The organism is Acidobacteriota bacterium (assembly GCA_034211275.1).
GTDB lineage: Bacteria > Acidobacteriota > Thermoanaerobaculia > Multivoradales > JAHZIX01 > JAGQSE01.
Genome location: JAXHTF010000031.1, coordinates 1 through 17,588, shown reverse-complemented (window position 1 = coordinate 17,588; position 17,588 = coordinate 1). Strand labels below are relative to the sequence as shown.

Genomic DNA, 17,588 nt, shown 5'->3' with positions numbered 1-17,588 from the left:
ATGAAGCCATGGCCAAGCCAACGTCAGCCCATTCCGAGACCCCTCATCCTGAGGCCCCTCATCCCGAGGCCACCGATTCCGGTTCCGGCGCCGCGGCGGAAGGGAAGATATCGCCGGCCCGGGCCCACGCCCTGCGCTGGGAGTGGAGCCGAACCTTCGGGGGCGGATCCACCGGGGCAGCCCTGGCTCTCCACCAGCGGGTGCTGGAACAAGCCCGGCGGACGCCGGAGGCGGTGGCCGTGGAGGATGCGAAGGGGGTGCTCACCTACGCCCGGCTGGCCCAGCGTTCGGCGCGGTGGGCGCAGCGGCTGGAAGCTCTCGGGGCGGGGCCGGGGGACCGCGTCGGCGTGCTCCTGGAGCGTTCGCGGGATCTCGTGGTGGCGCTCCTCGCCGTACTGCGCACCGGCGCCGCCTACGTTCCCCTGGATCCCGCCTACCCGCGGGAGCGGCTGGGCTTCATGCTCCAAGACTCGGCGGTAGCCGGCGTCCTCTCCCGGACCGCTCTGCTGCCTTCGGGGCTGCTGTCTGGCGAGTCCGGCGGCCGCGGATTTCTCTTCGATCTCGATGCGGAAGAGCCGCCGGAAGAGGGCTCGGCCAACGGCGATCCCGAGCAGGGCGCCGCCGTGGCACCGGAGAACGGGGAAAGCTTCCTGGGCAGCGAGCTGGCCTATGTGATCTACACCTCCGGTTCCACCGGGCGGCCCAAGGGAGTGGGGGTGACCCACGCCAATGCCGGGGCGCGCCTCGATTGGAGCCTCCAGGCCTTCGACGACGGGGAGATGGCGGTGATGTTCGCTGTCACCTCGGTGTGCTTCGATCTCTCGGTTTTCGAGATCTTCGCGCCGCTGGTCCGCGGTGGGCGGGTGGTCCTGGCCGCCGGCGCCCTGGCTCTCTCCGGCCATCCCGCCGAGCATCGGGTGACCTTCATCAACACCGTACCCTCGGCCATGAGGGAGCTGCTCCGCCGGGGGCCCCTGGGGGATTCGGTGCGGGTCGTCGGGCTGGCCGGCGAGCCGCTGCGCCGCGGACTGGCGGAAGCGGTCCACGGCGCCGCCGGCCCGGGCGGCGTACGGTTGCTGAATCTCTATGGCCCGTCGGAGGACACGACCTACTCCACCGCCGAGGAGGTGGTTCCCCAGGAGCTGGATCAGGGGATCGAGCCCGCCATCGGCCGGCCTTTGCCGGGCACCGTGGCCCGGGTCTTCGGCAGTGGGGTTTTCGGCAGCAGGGTCTTCGATGGCGTCTCCCCTGGTCAGCCGGGGGAGCTCTTCCTCGGCGGTCGGGGCGTCACCCGCGGCTACCTGGGACGCCCGGCCCTCACCGCCGAGCGCTACTGTCCCGATCCGCTGGCCGAGGAGCCTGGCGCGAGGCTCTACCGCACCGGGGATTTGGTGTGCCACCGCCCCGACGGGCGGCTCGACTTTCGCGGGCGCAAGGATCACCAGGTCAAGCTCCGAGGCTTCCGCATCGAGCTCGGCGAGGTCGAGGCGGCGCTGGTGAGCCATCCGGAAGTGGCGGAGGCGGTGGTGGGGGTGCGGACGGTGGCCGGGGAACCCATGCTCACCGCCTGGGTGGCGGCGCCGGAGGAGCGGCTCGCCGATCTGCGTGCCTTCCTCGCGGAGCGCCTGCCCCAGCCCATGGTGCCGGGGGCCTGGATGGCTCTGGAGCGATTGCCCCGAACCCCCAACGGCAAGGTCGACCGCGCCGCGCTGCCCAATCCTCGCCGGGGGCAGGCCAGTTCTCGCCGGGGGAAGACCAGTCCTCGCCGGGGAAAGATCCGAGAGGCCGGCGCCATGGCGCTGGAAGGCTCGGCGGAGCTGGAAGGAGCGGCAGAAACCACCGTCGCCCGAGCCTGGTGCGAGGTGCTGGGCCTCGACGCCGTGGCTCCGGAGGACGATTTCTTCGAGCTTGGTGGCCATTCCCTGCTGGCGCCGCGGCTGGCTCGGCAGCTGAGCGCCGAGCTCGGCCGGCGGGTTCCTCCCGAGGCGGTCTTCGAGCATCCGACGGTGCGGGCGCTGGCGGCCTGGCTGGAAGCCGCGGAACGATTCGAGGACGGTCCCAAGCCCGGGCATCGGGAGGCCGCGGGGGGCGGCGCCGGTCCCTGGCCCGTGACCTCCTCCCAGCGCCAGCTCTGGCTCTTCGAGCAGGCCCATCCGGACACCGCCGCCTACAACGTTCTCGACGCTCTCGACCTTGAGGGCGCCCTCGACCTGCGAGCCCTCGACCTGGCCCTCGCCGCCCTGGTGGAGAGGCATCCGGCGCTGCGCACCCGCATCGCAGCAGAGTCCGAGGGCGAGGCTGATGGAGAACCCACGGGAGAACCCGCGCAGAGCGTCGCCCCGGCGCCGGAACACGTGCTGGCCACGCTGGACCTTTCCCGCCTGTCCGTCGCCGCCGCCGAGAGCGAAGGGGAAGCGCTGTCCCGGCGGGAAGGAGCCCGGCCGCTGGCCCTGGACGCTCCCACGGCTCTGCGGGCCACCCTCCTGCGCCTGCCCGGCGGTGACCGCCATCATCTGCTCCTGACCTTCCACCACGCCGCCGTGGACGGAACCTCCGAGGTGCTCTACCACCGGGATTTGGGTCAGCTCTACGGAAGGGCTCTGGAACGGGCCACGCCCATGCCGACCGAGCCAGGGTTGGGGCTGGGGCTGGAGCTTGGGGATTGGGCCTTGTGGGAGCAGGGGAGACTTCCGGGGAAAGCCGCCGGCATCGAGGCCCGGGCCGATCGCCTGGCGGAGATTCCGGCCCTCGAGCTGCCGATGGACCGGCCCCGCCCCGGGGTGCCGACCTTCCGCGGTGGCCGCTTCGAGCTTCAAGGCTGGCTCGGCAAGGAGGTCACCACCCGGTTGGTGGATCTCGGCCGGGCCCGGGGGGCGACCCCCTACATGACCTTCCTGGCCCTCTTCCAGCTCTTCCTCGGGCGCCTCTCGGGGCAGCGGAGCTTCGCCGTCGGCACTCCCACCGATCTGCGGGTGGGAGGCGCCGACCAGGAGCTCGCCGGCTATCTGGTCAACATGCTGGTGGTGCCCGCCTGGGTGCCGGCGGCGGGGAGCTTCGGGGATCTGGTCGACGAGGTTCGCGCCGAGGTGCTGGAAGCCCTGCGCTCGAAGGATCTTCCCTACCCGCAGCTCGCCGCGGCGGCGGGAAGGCATCGCGGCGGCGGTGCTGCCGGGATCGAGGCTCATCCGCCAGGGACTCATCCGGTGGGGGCCAACCCTCTCTTCCAGGTCCTCTTCCAGGTGGTGGCGCCGGAGCCGCTACCGGATCTCTCCGGGCTGACGGTGCGCCGCCGACGGCGGTCCAACGGCACCGCCAAGCTCGACCTCGAGCTCACCCTCACCCTGGATGGCGGCGACCTCGGGGGATACCTCGAATACGCCGCGGACCTCTTCGATCACGCCAGCGTGGCGCGCTTCCTCCAGCGCCTGGAACGGCTGGCCCGGGCCGTCGCCGCGGCGCCGTCGGCGTCTCTGGCAGCCCTGCCCCTTCTGACGCCGGCGGAGGAAGAGCAGGTCCTGGGAGACTTCGGCCGAGGACCGGAGAGCGTTGCCGGACCGCAGCTGGCTCACGCCTTCTTCCTCGATCAGGCTCGGCGGACGCCGGCGGCCCCGGCGCTGCGCTACCGCGAGACGGAGATCAGCTACGGGGAGTTGGAGGAGCGCTCGGCGGCGCTGGCCGTTGCTTTGGGTTCCGCGGGGGTGGAGGCCGAGGACCGGGTGGGCATCCTCCTACCCCGGGGACCGGACCAGGTGGTCGCCGTGCTGGCGGTGCTGCGGGCCGGTGCGACCTACGTGCCCCTGGACCCCGCCTATCCCGAGGAGCGGCTCCGCGGGATGGCCGCCGACGCCGGCCTGGCGGCGGTGGTGGCGCTGCCGGAGGAGGGATCGCCGGAGGAGGTGTCGCCGGAGAAGGAGCAGGAGGGGCTCCTGCAGAGCTTCACGGACGCCGGGACGACGGTGCTGTTCCCCAGCTCAGGAGAAGCGGCTCCGAGCCCCGATCAGCGCCGGCGGCTCGATGCGGGGCTGGCGTCTTTGACGGTGCACCCCGAGGCTCTGGCCTACGTCATCTTCACCTCCGGTTCCACCGGCCGGCCCAAGGGGGTCGCCCTCTCCCACGGGGCCCTGGCCAACCTGGTGCTCTGGCAAAACAACCTCTCCACTCCCGAGAGCCGCGGCCCGACGCTGCAATTCGCCGCCCTCTCCTTCGACGTTTCGTTCCAGGAGATGTTCGCCACCTTCGCCGCCGGCGGGACGCTGGTGCTGGTGGACGAGGAGCTGCGCACCGACCCCGCGCGGCTCCTGGACCACCTGCGGCGGGAGGCGGTGGAGCGCCTCTTCCTGCCCTTCGTGGCGCTGCAGGCTCTGGCTCTGGCGGGGGCCCACCGGCCACCGCTGGAGGCACTGCGGCATCTGATCACCGCCGGCGAGCAGCTGCGGGTCGGGACGGTCCTCCGGCGCTGGCTGGAGAGCATGCCCGGCTGCCGGCTGCACAACCAATACGGTCCGTCGGAGAGCCATGTCACCACCGCCTGGACCCAGTCGGGGGAGGCCTCGGAGCTGCCCGACCTGCCGCCGGTGGGCGGCCCCATCTCCGGCCACCGGGCCTATGTCGCCGACGCCTGGGGCGCCGCCGCCGGCATCGGCGTGCCGGGGGAGCTGCTGCTGGGGGGCGCCGGTCTCGCCCGGGGCTATCTCGGCAGGCCGGGGTGGACCGCTGAGCGCTTCGTTCCGGATCCCTTCTCCGGCGTTTCCGGGGCCCGCCTCTACCGCACCGGCGATCGCGCTCGCTGGCGCGAGGACGGAGCCCTCGACTTCCTGGGCCGGGCCGACGACCAGGTGAAGATCCGCGGCTACCGCATCGAGCCGGGAGAGGTCGCCGCCGCCCTGGAGGAGTGCCCGGAGGTGGATTCGGCGGTGGTGATGGTGCGGGAGGACACCCCGGGACACCGGCGGCTGGTGGGCTATTGGGTGCCCGCGGAGGGAGCGGTGGATCCCTCGGCGAAGGCCCAGGAGCTAGATCGGGCGCTACTGCGGCAGCTCCAGGGGCGCCTGCCGGAGCCCATGGTGCCGGCGGCCTTGGTGGCCCTGGGAGCCTTCCCCAAGACCCCCAGCGGCAAGCTCGACCGCCGCGCCCTGCCGATGCCCCAGACCGAGGCTGGCGAGGATTTGGCTGGCACCGAGCCCACGACTCCGGCGGAGCAGCTGCTGTTGGAGATCTTCCGAGAGGTCTTCGGCGCGGCGGCGGTGACCGGCACCGGGGATGACTTTTTCGCCCTCGGCGGCCACTCCCTGCTGGCGGTGCAGCTGGTGGCCCGGGTGCGCGACCGCCTGGGGGTGGAGCTGAGCGTCCGGGACATCTTCGAAGCACCCACCGTGCGCGCCCTGGCTCAGCGATTCGAGACGGCCCTGCGGGCGGGCCACGGCGCCCAGCTACCGCCGGTGGAGCCGCGCCGGGAGGAGGGGCCGGCGCCGCTGTCGTGGAATCAGCAGGGCTTCTACATCCTGCAGCGGCTGGCGCCGGAGAGTCCTTTCTATCGCCTGCCCTACGTCCATCGCTTCGCCGGCCGCCTGCGCCGCGGTGCCCTCGACCGAGCCTTCGAAGCGGTGCTGCGACGCCACGAGGCGCTGCGGACGACGGTGGTGGAGAGCTCTGAGGCGGGCAGCGAGGCTCGTCAGCAGGTGCACGACGAGCCGCTGGAAACCCTCCGCTGGATCGACCTGCGCGGTCTTGGCTCCGATGCGGAGCCGACGGCGGAGAGGCTGCTGCGGGCGGCGGGACGGCAGCCGCCGGACCTCGCCGCCGGGCCGCTGGTGCGCGGGCTCGTCGTCGAGTTTCCCGGAGGAGGTGCGGGAGACGACCAGGGAGCCCTCTTCCTCGACACCCATCATCTGATCAGCGACGGTTGGACCCTCGGCCTGGTGCGCCGGGATCTGCGCCGGGCCTACTCCGCACTCTGCGCCGGGGAGTCCTCCTCCGTGCTGCCGCCACCGCCGACCCCCAGCTTCGGCGACTTCGCCGTCTGGCAGCGGCGGGTGGAGGCGGAGGGGCTTCTGGATGGCGCGCTGGATTATTTCCGCGAGACCCTGGCGGGGGCGCCGGAGGCCTTGGAGCTGCCCCTGGACCGCCCCCGGCCCCCGGCGCCGAGCTTCGAGGGCGGGGTGGTGCGCCGGCCGCTGGAGGCCACGGCGGCGGTGGAACACCTGGCCCGCCGCCTCGGGGCGACACCGTTCATGGTCTACATGGGAGCCTTCGTCGCCCTGCTGGTCCGCCTCTCGGGCCAGCGGGACCTGGTCGTCGGTCTGCCGGTGGTCAACCGCCGCCAGCGCGAGCTCGAAGAGATCGCCGGCTGCTTCGTCAACACCGTGGCGGCACGGTTGGACTTCGCGGCGGCGAGGCGGGATGTCGATGAGGACTCCACGGGGGCTGCCATTGGAGGCCTCACTGGAAGCCTTACTGGTGGCGACGTGGTGGCCCGGGTGCGCGACGCGACCCTCGGCGCCTACGCCCACCAGGACCTGCCTTTCGGCCGCCTGGTGGAGGAGCTGGTAGAGCGCCGGGACCAGAGCCGCAATCCCCTCTACCAGGTCAGCTTCCAGCTCCTCGACGACCCCATGCCGTCCCTGGTCCTGGAGGGCCTCGCGGTCAAGCCCTGGAAGCTCTACAACCAGACTTCCCGCCTCGACCTCGAGCTCTTCGTGCGTCGGGAGCAGGGGATTCCCACGGCGGTGTTGGAATATTCGTCGGATCTTTTCGACGCGGTGACCGCTCGCCGCTGGGTGGAGCTTTTCGTGCGCATGTTGCACGCTCTGGCGGAGCATCCGGAGCTGCCCCTGGCGGCGCTGGACGTTCACTCGCCGGCTCAGCGGCAACAGCTCCTGAGCGAGTGGAACGACACCGTCCGGGATTTCTCGGCGGTGGGCTCAGCGGTGGACGAAGCACCGGCGGATCCCTGCCTGCATCAGCTGGTGGCCCTCCAGGCCCAGCGCACTCCGGAGGCGACGGCGTTGCGCTTCGAGGGCGAGACCTTGACCTACGGCGAGCTGCTGCGCCGCGCCCACCACCTCGCCGCCTATTTGGCGGAGCGGGGCGTCGGGCCGGAGACGCCGGTGGCGGTGTGCATGGACCGCAGCCTGGAGCTCCCGGTGGCTCTGCTGGCAGTGCTCGCCGCCGGTGCCTTCTACGTGCCCGTGGATCCGCGGCTCCCGCCGGAGCGGCTGCGCTTCATGTTGCAGGATTCGCTGCTGAATGCTTCGGATGGGGGAAGCTCTTCCGCGGCCTGGGTCTTGACCCAGGAGCGCTGGCTCTCCTCGCTGGAAGAGCTCACGCAGCCGGAGGCTTCAGCCCCGCCGGGTGCCGCCGGTTTGTGCATCCTGGCCGTTGATGGCGGGTTGCCCGAAGGAGCAGCCGCGGTGGATGAGAGCTCCGTCGAAGCCGGGCCGGACGCCGGTCGTCTTCTCGATGCTCGTCACGGCGCCTACGCCATCTACACCTCCGGCTCCACCGGCAAGCCCAAGGGGGTGCTCAACAGCCACCGGGGCATCGTCAACCGCCTGCGCTGGATGCAGGCGGCCTACGAGCTGGGGCCCGGCGACCGGGTGTTGCAGAAGACCCCCTTCACCTTCGACGTTTCGGTGTGGGAGCTGTTCTGGCCGCTGATCACCGGCGCCGAGATGGTGCTGGCGCGGCCCGAGGGCCACAAGGACGCCGCCTATCTGCTGGAGCTGATGGCCGACGCCGGCGTCACCGTCGTCCATTTCGTGCCCTCCATGCTGCAGCTCTTCCTCGAACAGCCGGTGGAGCGGGTCCAGCGGCTGCGCCAGGTGGTGTGTAGCGGCGAGGCCTTGCCGCTGGAGCTGGCGCAGCGCTTCCTGGAGGCCTCGCCGGCGGCGCTGGACAATCTCTACGGTCCCACCGAGGCGGCGGTGGACGTCACCCGCTGGCGCTGCCGCCGGGGGGAGCAGCGGCTTCCCATCGGCCGGCCCATCGCCAACCTCGGGCTGCGGGTGGTGGATCGGGAAGGTGCCCTGGCCCTGCCCGCCGCCCCGGGGGAGCTGCTGCTGGCGGGGGTGGGGCTGGCCCGCGGCTATCTCGGCCGGCCGGCCCTCACCGCCGAGCGCTTCGTGCCCGATCCCTGGGGGAAGGAGCCCGGCGCCCGGGCTTACCGCACCGGTGACCTGGTGCGCCACGACACCGACGGCGCGGTGGAATACCTGGGGCGCATCGACTTCCAGGTCAAGATCCGCGGCTTTCGCATCGAGCTGGGGGAGATCGAGTCGGCGCTCACCGCTCATCCGGCGGTGCGGGAGGCGGTGGTGCTGGCGCGCTCCGTTGGGGACGGCGGGGATCTGCGGCTGGTGGCCTATCTGGTGGTGCGGGAGGAGACCGCTCCGGCGTCGTTGCGGGCCTATCTGGAGGCTCAGCTCCCGGAGTACATGGTCCCGGCCCACTACGTCTTCCTCGACGCCCTGCCCCTCTCCGCCAACGGCAAGCTGGACCGCCGGGGGCTGCCCGATCCGGTGCCCGGCCGCGGCGACCTGGGCCACGAGCGGGTGGCGCCGCGGACGCCGACGGAGGAACGCCTGGCGGCCCTCTGGTGTCAGCTCCTGGGGGTCGAGGAAGTGGGCGTCCACGACGACTTCTTCGCCCTCGGCGGTCACTCCCTGCTGGCCATCCACGTCATGACCCACGTGCGCAACGGCTGGGAGCTGGATCTGCCGGTGGCCACCCTCTTCCGCGCCCCCACCATCGCCGAGCTCGGCCGCCTCCTCGACGGCGAGGGCGGGCGCTCGACCTCCGTGCTGGTGGCCATGGGCGGCCAGAGCCTTCCCGCCCGGCCTTTCTACTGCGTCCACGGCATCGGCGGCAACGTCTTTCGCCTGGTGCGGCTGGCGCGGCTGATGGCCGGCCAGCGGCCGTTCTATGGGCTCCAAGGTTGGGTCGGCGGCGGCGACACGGCGTATCTGGGCAGCGTCGAGACCATGGCCCGGCGCTACGTGCCGGAGATCCTAGCCTTACAGCCCCGGGGGCCCTACCTGCTGGGGGGCTACTCCCTGGGCTCTTTGGTGGCTTATGAGATGGCCCGCATCCTCACCGCCGAGGGGCACGAGGTGGCTTTCGTCGGCCTCCTGGACGTCGCGGCACCGAGCCCCGGAGCGAGCCCCGAGGCCGCCAAGGCGGAGCTGTCCAAGGGCAGCTTCGAGGGCGGCATCGCCCGCGAGCTGGGGATTCCCATCGAGCCCGACAAGCTCTTCGCCCTGGAGCCGCGCCAGCGATTGGGCTACGTGTTGGAGGCGGGCATGAAGAGCGGGGCGCTGCCCCCGGGTTTCACCCACCAGGATGCCTTCCGCTACATCGACGTCTACCAGAAGACCGGCTTCGCTTCCGCCTCCTACGGCCGTCATCCCTATGGCGGGCGAGTGGCTCTCTTCTCGACCCCTACGGACGAGGAACCCCCGGACCCGACCCTGGGCTGGGGCGAGCTGGCGGCGGGAGGCGTCGACGTCTACTCCATCCCCGGAGATCACTTCAGCCTGGTGATGGAGCCCCACGTGGAGGAAGTGGCGCGGACCCTGTGCCGGGCCCTCGACGAGGCCGAGCGCCGATGGGCCGAGGAATGAGCGCTCCGCGGGAGCGAGAGCTACGAGAACTGCAACATCGTCAATCGGAGCCGGGGATCCCGGCCAGGAAATATAGGATTTTTGGAGGACCACCCCATGACGCTTGAGACCACTGAACACCACCCTATGGCGGGCGATGAGGCCGAAACCGAAGGGTTGCCCACCGGCGAGTTGCTGCACGGCTTCTTCGAACAGCGCGCCGTGGCCCAGGGGCCGGCGCCGGCTCTGCTGACTCTGCGCGGCCCCGTCACCTACGGGCAGGTGGAGGAGTCCTCCCGACGCATCGCCGGCACGCTCCAGTCCTTGGGCGTCGGTGCCGAGGTTCCGGTGGGGCTCTTCGCCCACCGCGGCCCGGCGATGCTCGGTGGCTTGCTGGGGATTTTGCGCGCCGGCGGCGCCTACCTGCCGCTGGATCCCACCTTTCCGGATCAGCGCCTGAGCTACATGTTGGAGGACGCCCTGGGCGGCGCTGCGCCGGTGGTGGTGTGCAGCGCTGCTCTGCGCCAGCGGTTGGAGGAGATGGTGCCGACGGCGCGGGTAGTGGTTTTGGAGGAGGTTCTCGAGGCTGAGGAGGAGGCGCCGGGGCTCACCCCGCCGCAGCTCTCCGCCGACAACCTGGCCTACGTGCTCTACACCTCTGGATCCACCGGTCGCCCCAAGGGAGTGCAGATCTCCCATGGCGCCGCCGTCGCCTTCCTGCGCTCCATCGCCCAGCGCCTGGAGCTCACCGCCGAGGACACGCTGCTGGCGGTGACCACCTTGGCTTTCGACATTTCGGTGTTGGAGATCTTCCTGCCCCTGGCGGTGGGCGGGCGATTGGTCATCGCCGATCACGAGACCGCCTGGGGCGGTCGCCAGCTGCAGCAGGCTCTGGCCATGAGCCGTGCGACGGTGCTGCAGGCGACGCCGGCGACGTGGAATCTGCTCACTCACAGCGGCTGGCCCGGCAACGAGGACCTGCGCATGTGGTGCGGCGGCGAGGCTTTGCCGCAGGAGCTGGCGGCGGCGCTGCTGCGGCGTAGCGGTGGGCTGTGGAATCTCTACGGCCCGACGGAGGCCACGGTGTGGTCGACGGTGCAGAAGATCGAGAACGCCGACGATCCCATCTCCATCGGTCATCCCATCCCCGGCACTCGGGTCTATCTGCTCGACGCCGAGGGCCGGCCGGTGGCGGACGGCGAAACCGGGGAGGTCTACCTCGCCGGCCCCAGCCTCTCCCGCGGCTATCGCGGCCGCCCGTCCCTCACCGCGGAGCGCTTCCTCCCCGACGGCTCCGGCGACGGCGAGCCCGGCGGCCGGATCTACCGCGTCGGCGACCTGGCGCGGTGCGGCGACGGTGGCGAGTTGTACTTCGCAGGGCGGGTGGATCACCAGGTCAAGGTGCGGGGTTTCCGCATCGAGCTGGGGGAGATCGAGGCGGCCCTGCGCGCTCATCCGGCCATCGACCAGTCGGTGATCAAGGTGTGGCAGCCGCAGGGTGGTCAGCCGGTGCTGGTGGCCTACGTCACCCTGGCGGGGGAAGAGCGTCCGGAGGTGGTGGCCCTGCGGGAGAGCCTGCAGGAGCGTCTTCCGGCCTACATGGTTCCCGGAATGTTCCTCTTCCTCGAGGAGATGCCCCTGACCCCCAATCTCAAGATCGACCGCAACGCCCTGCCCGAGCCCGCCGGCGCCAGCCGCGCCCGGGCCGAGCGGGTGGAGCCGCGCACCGACACGGAGCGGGTGGTGGCGGAGATCTTCGCCAAGGTGCTGGACATCGAGGACGTCGGCGCGCTGGACGACTTCTTCGACCTCGGCGGCCACTCCTTCTTCGCCATCCACGTCATGACCCATCTGCGCCAGCGCAAGGGCATCGACCTGCCGCTGGCGGTGCTCTTCCAGGCTTCGACGGTGGAGGCTCTGGCGGCCCTGGTGGACGAGCGCTCGGCGGATCCGGCGAGCCTGCACCTGGCGCTGCTGGCGGGTCGCCCCGATCATGGCGGCCGACCCTTCTTTTGCGTCCACGGCATCGGCGGCAATGTCTTCCTGTTCATGGAGCTGGCCCGTCACCTGGGGGATGATCGTCCCTTCTACGGAGTCCAGGGCTGGGCCGATCTGGACGACGTCGACTACCTGGGCAGCGCCCAGACCATGGCGGCGAGATACGTCGACGTGCTGCGCCGGGTGCAGCCCGAGGGGCCCTACACCTTGGGCGGCTACTCGGTGGGGGCGTCGGTGGCCTTCGAGATCTGCCGCTTGTTGGTGGAGCAGGGAGAGTCCGTCGACCGCTTGGTGATTCTGGACACCGACGCGACGCCGCCGGACCATCCCATCGATATGAAGAAGGTGAGCTTCGAGGGCGGCATGGCGCAGGAGTTGGGCATTCCCATCGAGCCCGAGAAGCTCTTCTCCCTGCCGCCGCAAGAACGCCTGGGCTACGTGGTGGAGACCGGCGTCGAGACCGGCGTGCTGCCGGCGGGTTTCACCGTCGCCGACGCCATGCGCTATCTGCGCGTCTTCCAGCTCACCCTCAACGCCTCCCTGGCCTACCGGCCCGAGCCCCTGGACGTTCCCGTCACCCTGATGCGGGCGGACGATTCACCGCGGGATCAGGATGACCTCAGCTGCGGTTGGGGCGAGGTCACCTCGCTGCCGGTGCAGGTCTTCAAGATGCCCGGGGACCAGAACACCATGATGCGCGAGCCCCACGTGGTAACGGTGGCGGAGCGGCTCCATGCGGTGCTGAACGAGCTCGATCCGGTGGATTCTCCGGAGGGCCGGTGAAGCGCTTTCTGGCCCTGGTCTTTGGGCAGACCGTCTCCCAGCTCGGTTCCGGCTTGACCTCCTTCGCCCTCGGGGTGTGGATCTTCGAGAGCAGCGGGTCTGCCACCCGCTTCGCCCTGGTGGCCTTCTTTTCCATGGTGCCGCAGCTGGTGATGATGCCGCTGGCGGGGAATCTGGCGGACCGCTGGAGCCGCAAGGGGACGATGATCCTCGGCGACAGCCTCGCCGGTTTGCTCACCCTGGTGTTGCTGCTGGTCTTCTATTTCGATCTCCAGGCCTATTGGATCATCTACCTGGTGGTGGCCATCTCCGCGGCCTCGAGCTCCATCCAGCAGCTCGGATTCCAGGCCTCCGTGGCGCTTTTCGTGCCCCGGGAGCAGCTGGGACGGGCCAACGGCGCGGTGCAGCTGGGGCGGTCCATGAGCCTGCTGCTGGCGCCCCTGGCGGCGGGCTACCTGCTCGGCATCCTGGGCGTCGACGGCATCCTCTTCCTCGATCTGATCACCATGATCCTGGCGGTGCTGACGGTGGTCTTCGTGCCCTTCCCCGCGCTGCGGGAAGCGGCGGCGCCGGAAGAGCTCGGCGAGGAGGCCGCAGCGACGGCGGCGGATGCCGAAGCGGCGGACGGGGTCGCCGGTGCGCCGGGCCCGGCGGGGGCTGCCGCCCAATCACCTCCGAAGCTGGGGGCCTTCGCCGAGGGCTGGGCCTATCTGCGCCAGCGCCCGGGCCTGCTGGGCCTGCTGGCGACCTTCGCCGGGGTCAACTTCTGTCTCGGCTCGGTGGAGGCCTTGCTGACGCCCTTGGTGCTCTCCCTGGCGGACGAGAAGGCCCTCGGCAGCGTGCTCTTCTTCGCCGGATTGGGAATGCTCACCGGCGGCTTGACCCTCAGCGTCTGGGGCGGCCCGCGGCGGCGGGTCCGGGGCATCCTCATTCTGGTGGCGCTGGAGGGGCTGGTGCTGGTGCTCTGCGGCGTCCAGGCGGAGATCATTTTCGTCTCCGTGGCGGCCTTCTGCTTCATGGTCCTCACCCCCATGGTGGCGGGCACCAGCCAGGCGCTGTGGCAGAGCAAGGTGGAGGTGGAGAAGCAGGGCCGCGTCTTCGCGGTACGCCAGATGCTCGCCATGGCCGCCATGCCCCTGGCCTTTCTCACCGCCGGCCCGCTGGCGGACTATGTCTTCGAGCCGGCCATGGAACCCGGTGGCTGGCTGGCGGCGTCGGTGGGTGGCCTCATCGGCACCGGCCCGGGGCGCGGCATCGGCTTCTATTTCGTGCTGCTGGGAGGATTGCTGGCGGTGCTGGCGGTGATCTCCTACGCCAACCCCATGATCCGGCGACTGGAGGAGGATCTACCGGACCAGGTGTGAGGCGGCGGGATCAAACCTCCAGCGTCAGCACCGACGGCACCCGCTGCGGGTAGGCGAGGCGGAGCAGGCCGTAGCCGATGCCGGCGAGGCCGTTCATCAGCGACGGGGTCTCGACTCCTAGGGCGGTGCCGCAGCGCCAGCCGTGGGTCGTGCCCTGGCGGAGGATCGCTGCTGCCAGCCGGTCGTGCCGTTGCAGGAGCTCGTCATCTTCGAGGGCGGTAGCCAGCCGACGGAGGATCTCCAGATTGCCCAGATCGCCGTGGCACAGCCCCTGGTTCTGGCCGAAGCCGGTGGCTGCGATAGCCGCCGCTGCCTCCTCGATTTCCTCGACCAGTCGCCCTTGTTCCTCCGGGCTGGCGAAGGCTGAACCGTCCTGCTCTGAGGCTGCTAGGAAAGCGAGACGCGACAGCCCGATGCCGGCGCCGCCGTGGCACCACGCGGGGAAGAGGGGCGGTGGGTCCTGCCCTGGGCGCACGTTGCCGTCGAGGTCGTAGAAGCGCAGGTCGAGCCACCGGCCGGTTGCGGAGCCGGTTCCGTCCTCGCCGGCCCGAAAGGCTCGGCGTTCGAAGGCCAGGGCCTGGGCTGCAGTCTCTTCCAGTCGGGCAATCAGGGCCTCGTGTTCTCCAGGCTCCTGGCGCAGAACCCGGGCGAGCTGCAGGAGTGCCCAGGCGATGCCCGCAGTGCCGTGGGAGAAACCGGTGATGGGCTGGTCGCCGGCGACTCCGGGCCAGCCGACGCCGCCGCTCGACGGATGTTGGGGCTGGGCGTCCGCCAGGAGCTTTTCGGCGCAGGCGATGGCGGCTTCGAGGGTAGCCGTGGGCTGCTGGCGTTGGAGTTGCCGCTCGTAGAGCCGCAGCAGCGCCACCACGGCGCCGGCGGCGCCCCCCAGCAGGTCCCGATCCCGATCCCGCAGCAGGCGCCGGAGGATCTCCGGTACCAGGCCCTCGGCGAATTCCAGGAGCGGATCCTCATCCTCCGGCCACAGGCTTGCCAGCCGCACCGCCGTGTAGATCAGCGAGCCCCAGCCCAGGAAGCCGCCGATGCGCGGCATGGGGTCTGGCATGGGTTCCCTCGGAGGCTCTGCGGTACCGTCGGCGCTCTCGACGCCTTCTTGGATCTGCTCCCGAGCGCTCCTCCAGGCCCGCCGGGCCAGGTCGTGGAGCTCGGCGTCGTCGCGAAGGCTCCCCAGCTGAGCCAGGAAAAGAGCGATTCCCGCCAGGCCGTGCTGGAGGTCGGCGGAGAGCTCTGCCAGAAAGAGGCTGTTGTCAGCGCCGGTGCGGACGCCCAACCAGGTGGCACCGTCGCCACCGTTCGAGCCAAGGGTGTCCTGGGAACGGAGCGCGAGGCGCCGGATGCGCTCCGCCAGCTGCTCTACCGTGGCCATCAGCTCCTCCTGCGCCGGCGGACCGTCGGGGAGCCCCGCATCGTCGCCTACCTCAGACGGGGCCGCCCGGGCGATCTCTTCGACTCCCTCGGTCACCGTCGACAGGGACATCTCGATGAACCACTGCTGCCGCTCCAGATCCGCCTCGCTGAGACCCTCGATCTTTCGGCGAGCGGCGTCGAGGCCGGAGGTTTGGAAATGGTCTTCGAAGACGTGGCCCTCCCCTGCCAGATCCCGGGAATCGGGTCGGGTGCTGAAGAACGGGATGTCCCCCCGGTGCAGGGCCTCCTGCTCGGCGGGGATCACCGCATCCAGGTCGGGGCGCTCCACCGCTTCCAGCCACAGTCGATCGAAAAGGCGGTCGCGGATGGAGGCTTCCCCTAGAGCGCCAGGGTGATAGCTCTCCCCTTGAATCAGGGCGTAGACCCGGGTGGGGCGCAGGATGGCCCGGAGCTCGACCTCTGCAAAGGCCGCCAGCGGCCCGTCGTCGGCGAGGAGCTCGGCGCGATGCTCGAGGAGCAGCCGATAGGTTCGGGAGAAGCCATCCAGGAGGTCTTCCCGATACGTCACCGGGGAAAGCTCGTCCTCTCCCAGCCGAGCTCGATGATGGCCGGCCGTGATGACATTCCGCCGCCGAACCACCCGCGCTTGGTCGGTGCCCAGACCTTCCGCCACCGGCGCCGCATGGGGGTCGTGCTGGCCGGCTTGGCTGGACAGGCCGCTGACGTCGAGGCCGCTGATATCGGGAGCCCTGGCATCGGGGTTCTTGGCGTCGGGGGCCTTGGTATCGGGGCCGCTGGCTCCCGAGCCGCCGCCGGAACCTCCTGCCTCCTCACCTTCTCCTGCGTCGTGGCGCTGCCACAGCCGCTGGGGCAGCAGGCCCACCCGCAACACCGAATCCGTCATCAGCGCCATGGGCGTTCCGGCCTCCACCTGGCGCTGCCGCGGGTGGAGGAGGGCTTCCAGGTCCACCAGGCGGGGGTGCTCGCCGTCGGCGATGAGGTTTTGATAGTGGAAGTCGGTTGCCTCCAGGGCGTGGAGGAGAGCGAGGAAGCTACCCTGGCGCTGGAAGAAACGCCGGGCCTCGGCCGGCGTCCGGCACGGCCCTGGAGTAACGAAGGCGGACCAACCGTGGGAGCCTCGGTCGAGAGTGTCGACGGCCTCCAGTGCCGGCTCCAGGCCCCGTTGCGCCAGCCACTCCAATAGCTCGGCGAAGCGTTGATCCACCGCCGTCGATCGCGGCTTGTAGACCAGCCGAAAACCGTCACGGAAGCTCAGGAGCGCTACGCTCCGGCCCCCGCGGTGGGGATCGCCGGCGCCGGTGTCAACGGATTCCAGCCGCGGCTCACCGTTCTCGGTCTCGCCGCTTTCCGGCGCCGCGGCCCAGCGCTCCCGCAGCGCCGGCCAGTCCGCCGCCAGCCGGGTGAGCAGCTCTTCCGAGGCCTCCCGCCACTGTTCCACCAACACGCTGAGAAGCCGCGCCAGGGAAGGATACTCGGCGAGGAGGGCGAGGCCGTAGGCGGGTTCTTGGAGGTGATGGACGAAGGATTGGAACCGTTCACCAGGGGTCTCGCCCTCCAACCGGCCCTCCATGCGCGCGATGTTGAGCTCCAGGATCAGCGTGCGCTGGACCTTCGGGGCCAGCCGGCCGGGGAGCGCTCCGGCGAGGAGTGGGACCACCGTCTCGGGGTCCCAGGGCACAGGATCTCCTGACCTCGCGGCTGAGCTTTCGGCAAGATCGAGGCTCAGCCGGTGGAGGGAGCGCAGGGCCGGGTTCACCAAGGGCTCGAGCCAGCCCAGCAGGGAGCGAGCCTCGGCGCTGGGATGGCTCTCCAGCAGCGCCGCCCAGGAGCAGCCCGGGGGCGGCGGCGAAGGATGCGCGAAGGCGGTCTCGAGGGCGTCGGCCCATTCGGGCTCCGGCAGCAGCTCCGACAAGGCTTCCGCCGGTAGTCCCAGCAGATCCCGGAATGAGTCTGCCTGCAGTCCATCCGTCACCAGGCGGCGCTCGAAGACGTCGTCACGGTCGAAGGGGGGCTGTCGACGCCACAGCTCCACCCGTCGCTCCCCCAACCTATTGTCGGAACGCTCCCGCCAGCTGTTGGGCAGGAGCTCTCGGAGCTGTTGCAGCCGATGCCGCAGAGGTGTTGCTGCGGGCCACGGGCTGGCGGCGGAGTCGGGAGCGGGGTTTGAGTCGGAGGAGGTCAAGGGAAGTCGCAGAACGATGGGCAAGGGACCCGAAAAGCAAGGAGCGACGGGCTGGGACAGCCGCGCCGCTCCGGGACCGCTTTCACGGTCTTGGGATGCTTCCGAGGAAGCTGCTCCGATTTATCCGCAGCTGCTCTCGTCCGGACAGAAACAACGGCAAGAGTCGCCGCCGGCCACCGAACGGAGCTCGTCGTCGGCGAGCTCGATAACGCCGGCGGGGTTCTGCGGCAGCTGAGCCCGCTGCTCGTCGTTGAGGCT

The 17,588-nt window shown here is 70.7% G+C and carries 5 protein-coding genes; 3 read left to right on the top strand and 2 right to left on the bottom strand.

Features of this window, described 5'->3' with window-relative positions; genetic code table 11:
* The first annotated feature begins 8 nt into the window (after window positions 1-8).
* The 3 genes from SX243_07675 to SX243_07665 all read left to right on the top strand — a co-directional run bounded on the left by SX243_07675 (window position 9) and on the right by SX243_07665 (window position 13,741).
* Window positions 9-9,617 (top strand): amino acid adenylation domain-containing protein, encoded by a 9,609-nt coding sequence (locus tag SX243_07675; GenBank protein MDY7092834.1) that lies wholly within the window; start codon window positions 9-11, stop codon window positions 9,615-9,617.
* Window positions 9,618-9,713: 96 nt separating this feature from the next.
* Window positions 9,714-12,377, top strand: coding sequence for a non-ribosomal peptide synthetase (locus tag SX243_07670; GenBank protein MDY7092833.1), 2,664 nt, complete (start codon window positions 9,714-9,716; stop codon window positions 12,375-12,377).
* Window positions 12,374-13,741: an MFS transporter gene (locus SX243_07665; protein MDY7092832.1), complete on the top strand. Its 1,368-nt coding sequence runs from the start codon at window positions 12,374-12,376 to the stop codon at window positions 13,739-13,741. Before SX243_07670 ends, SX243_07665 begins: the two co-directional genes overlap by 4 nt.
* Before the next feature lie 10 nt (window positions 13,742-13,751).
* Here the strand turns inward: SX243_07665 and SX243_07660 are convergent, their stop codons facing one another.
* Both SX243_07660 and SX243_07655 read right to left on the bottom strand, forming a co-directional pair.
* Window positions 13,752-17,330, bottom strand: coding sequence for a type 2 lanthipeptide synthetase LanM family protein (locus tag SX243_07660; GenBank protein ID MDY7092831.1), 3,579 nt, complete (start codon window positions 17,328-17,330; stop codon window positions 13,752-13,754).
* Window positions 17,331-17,450: 120 nt separating this feature from the next.
* The coding region (locus SX243_07655; protein MDY7092830.1) for a mersacidin/lichenicidin family type 2 lantibiotic at window positions 17,451-17,588 on the bottom strand (138 nt) is incomplete at its 5' end.

What these genes read in the sequence shown, in the direction of transcription:
- SX243_07675 (MDY7092834.1), top strand. Translation starts at nt 9, where the DNA reads ATGGCCAAGCCAACGTCAGCCCATTCCGAGACCCCTCATCCTGAGGCC.
- SX243_07670 (MDY7092833.1), top strand. Translation starts at nt 9,714, where the DNA reads ATGACGCTTGAGACCACTGAACACCACCCTATGGCGGGCGATGAGGCC.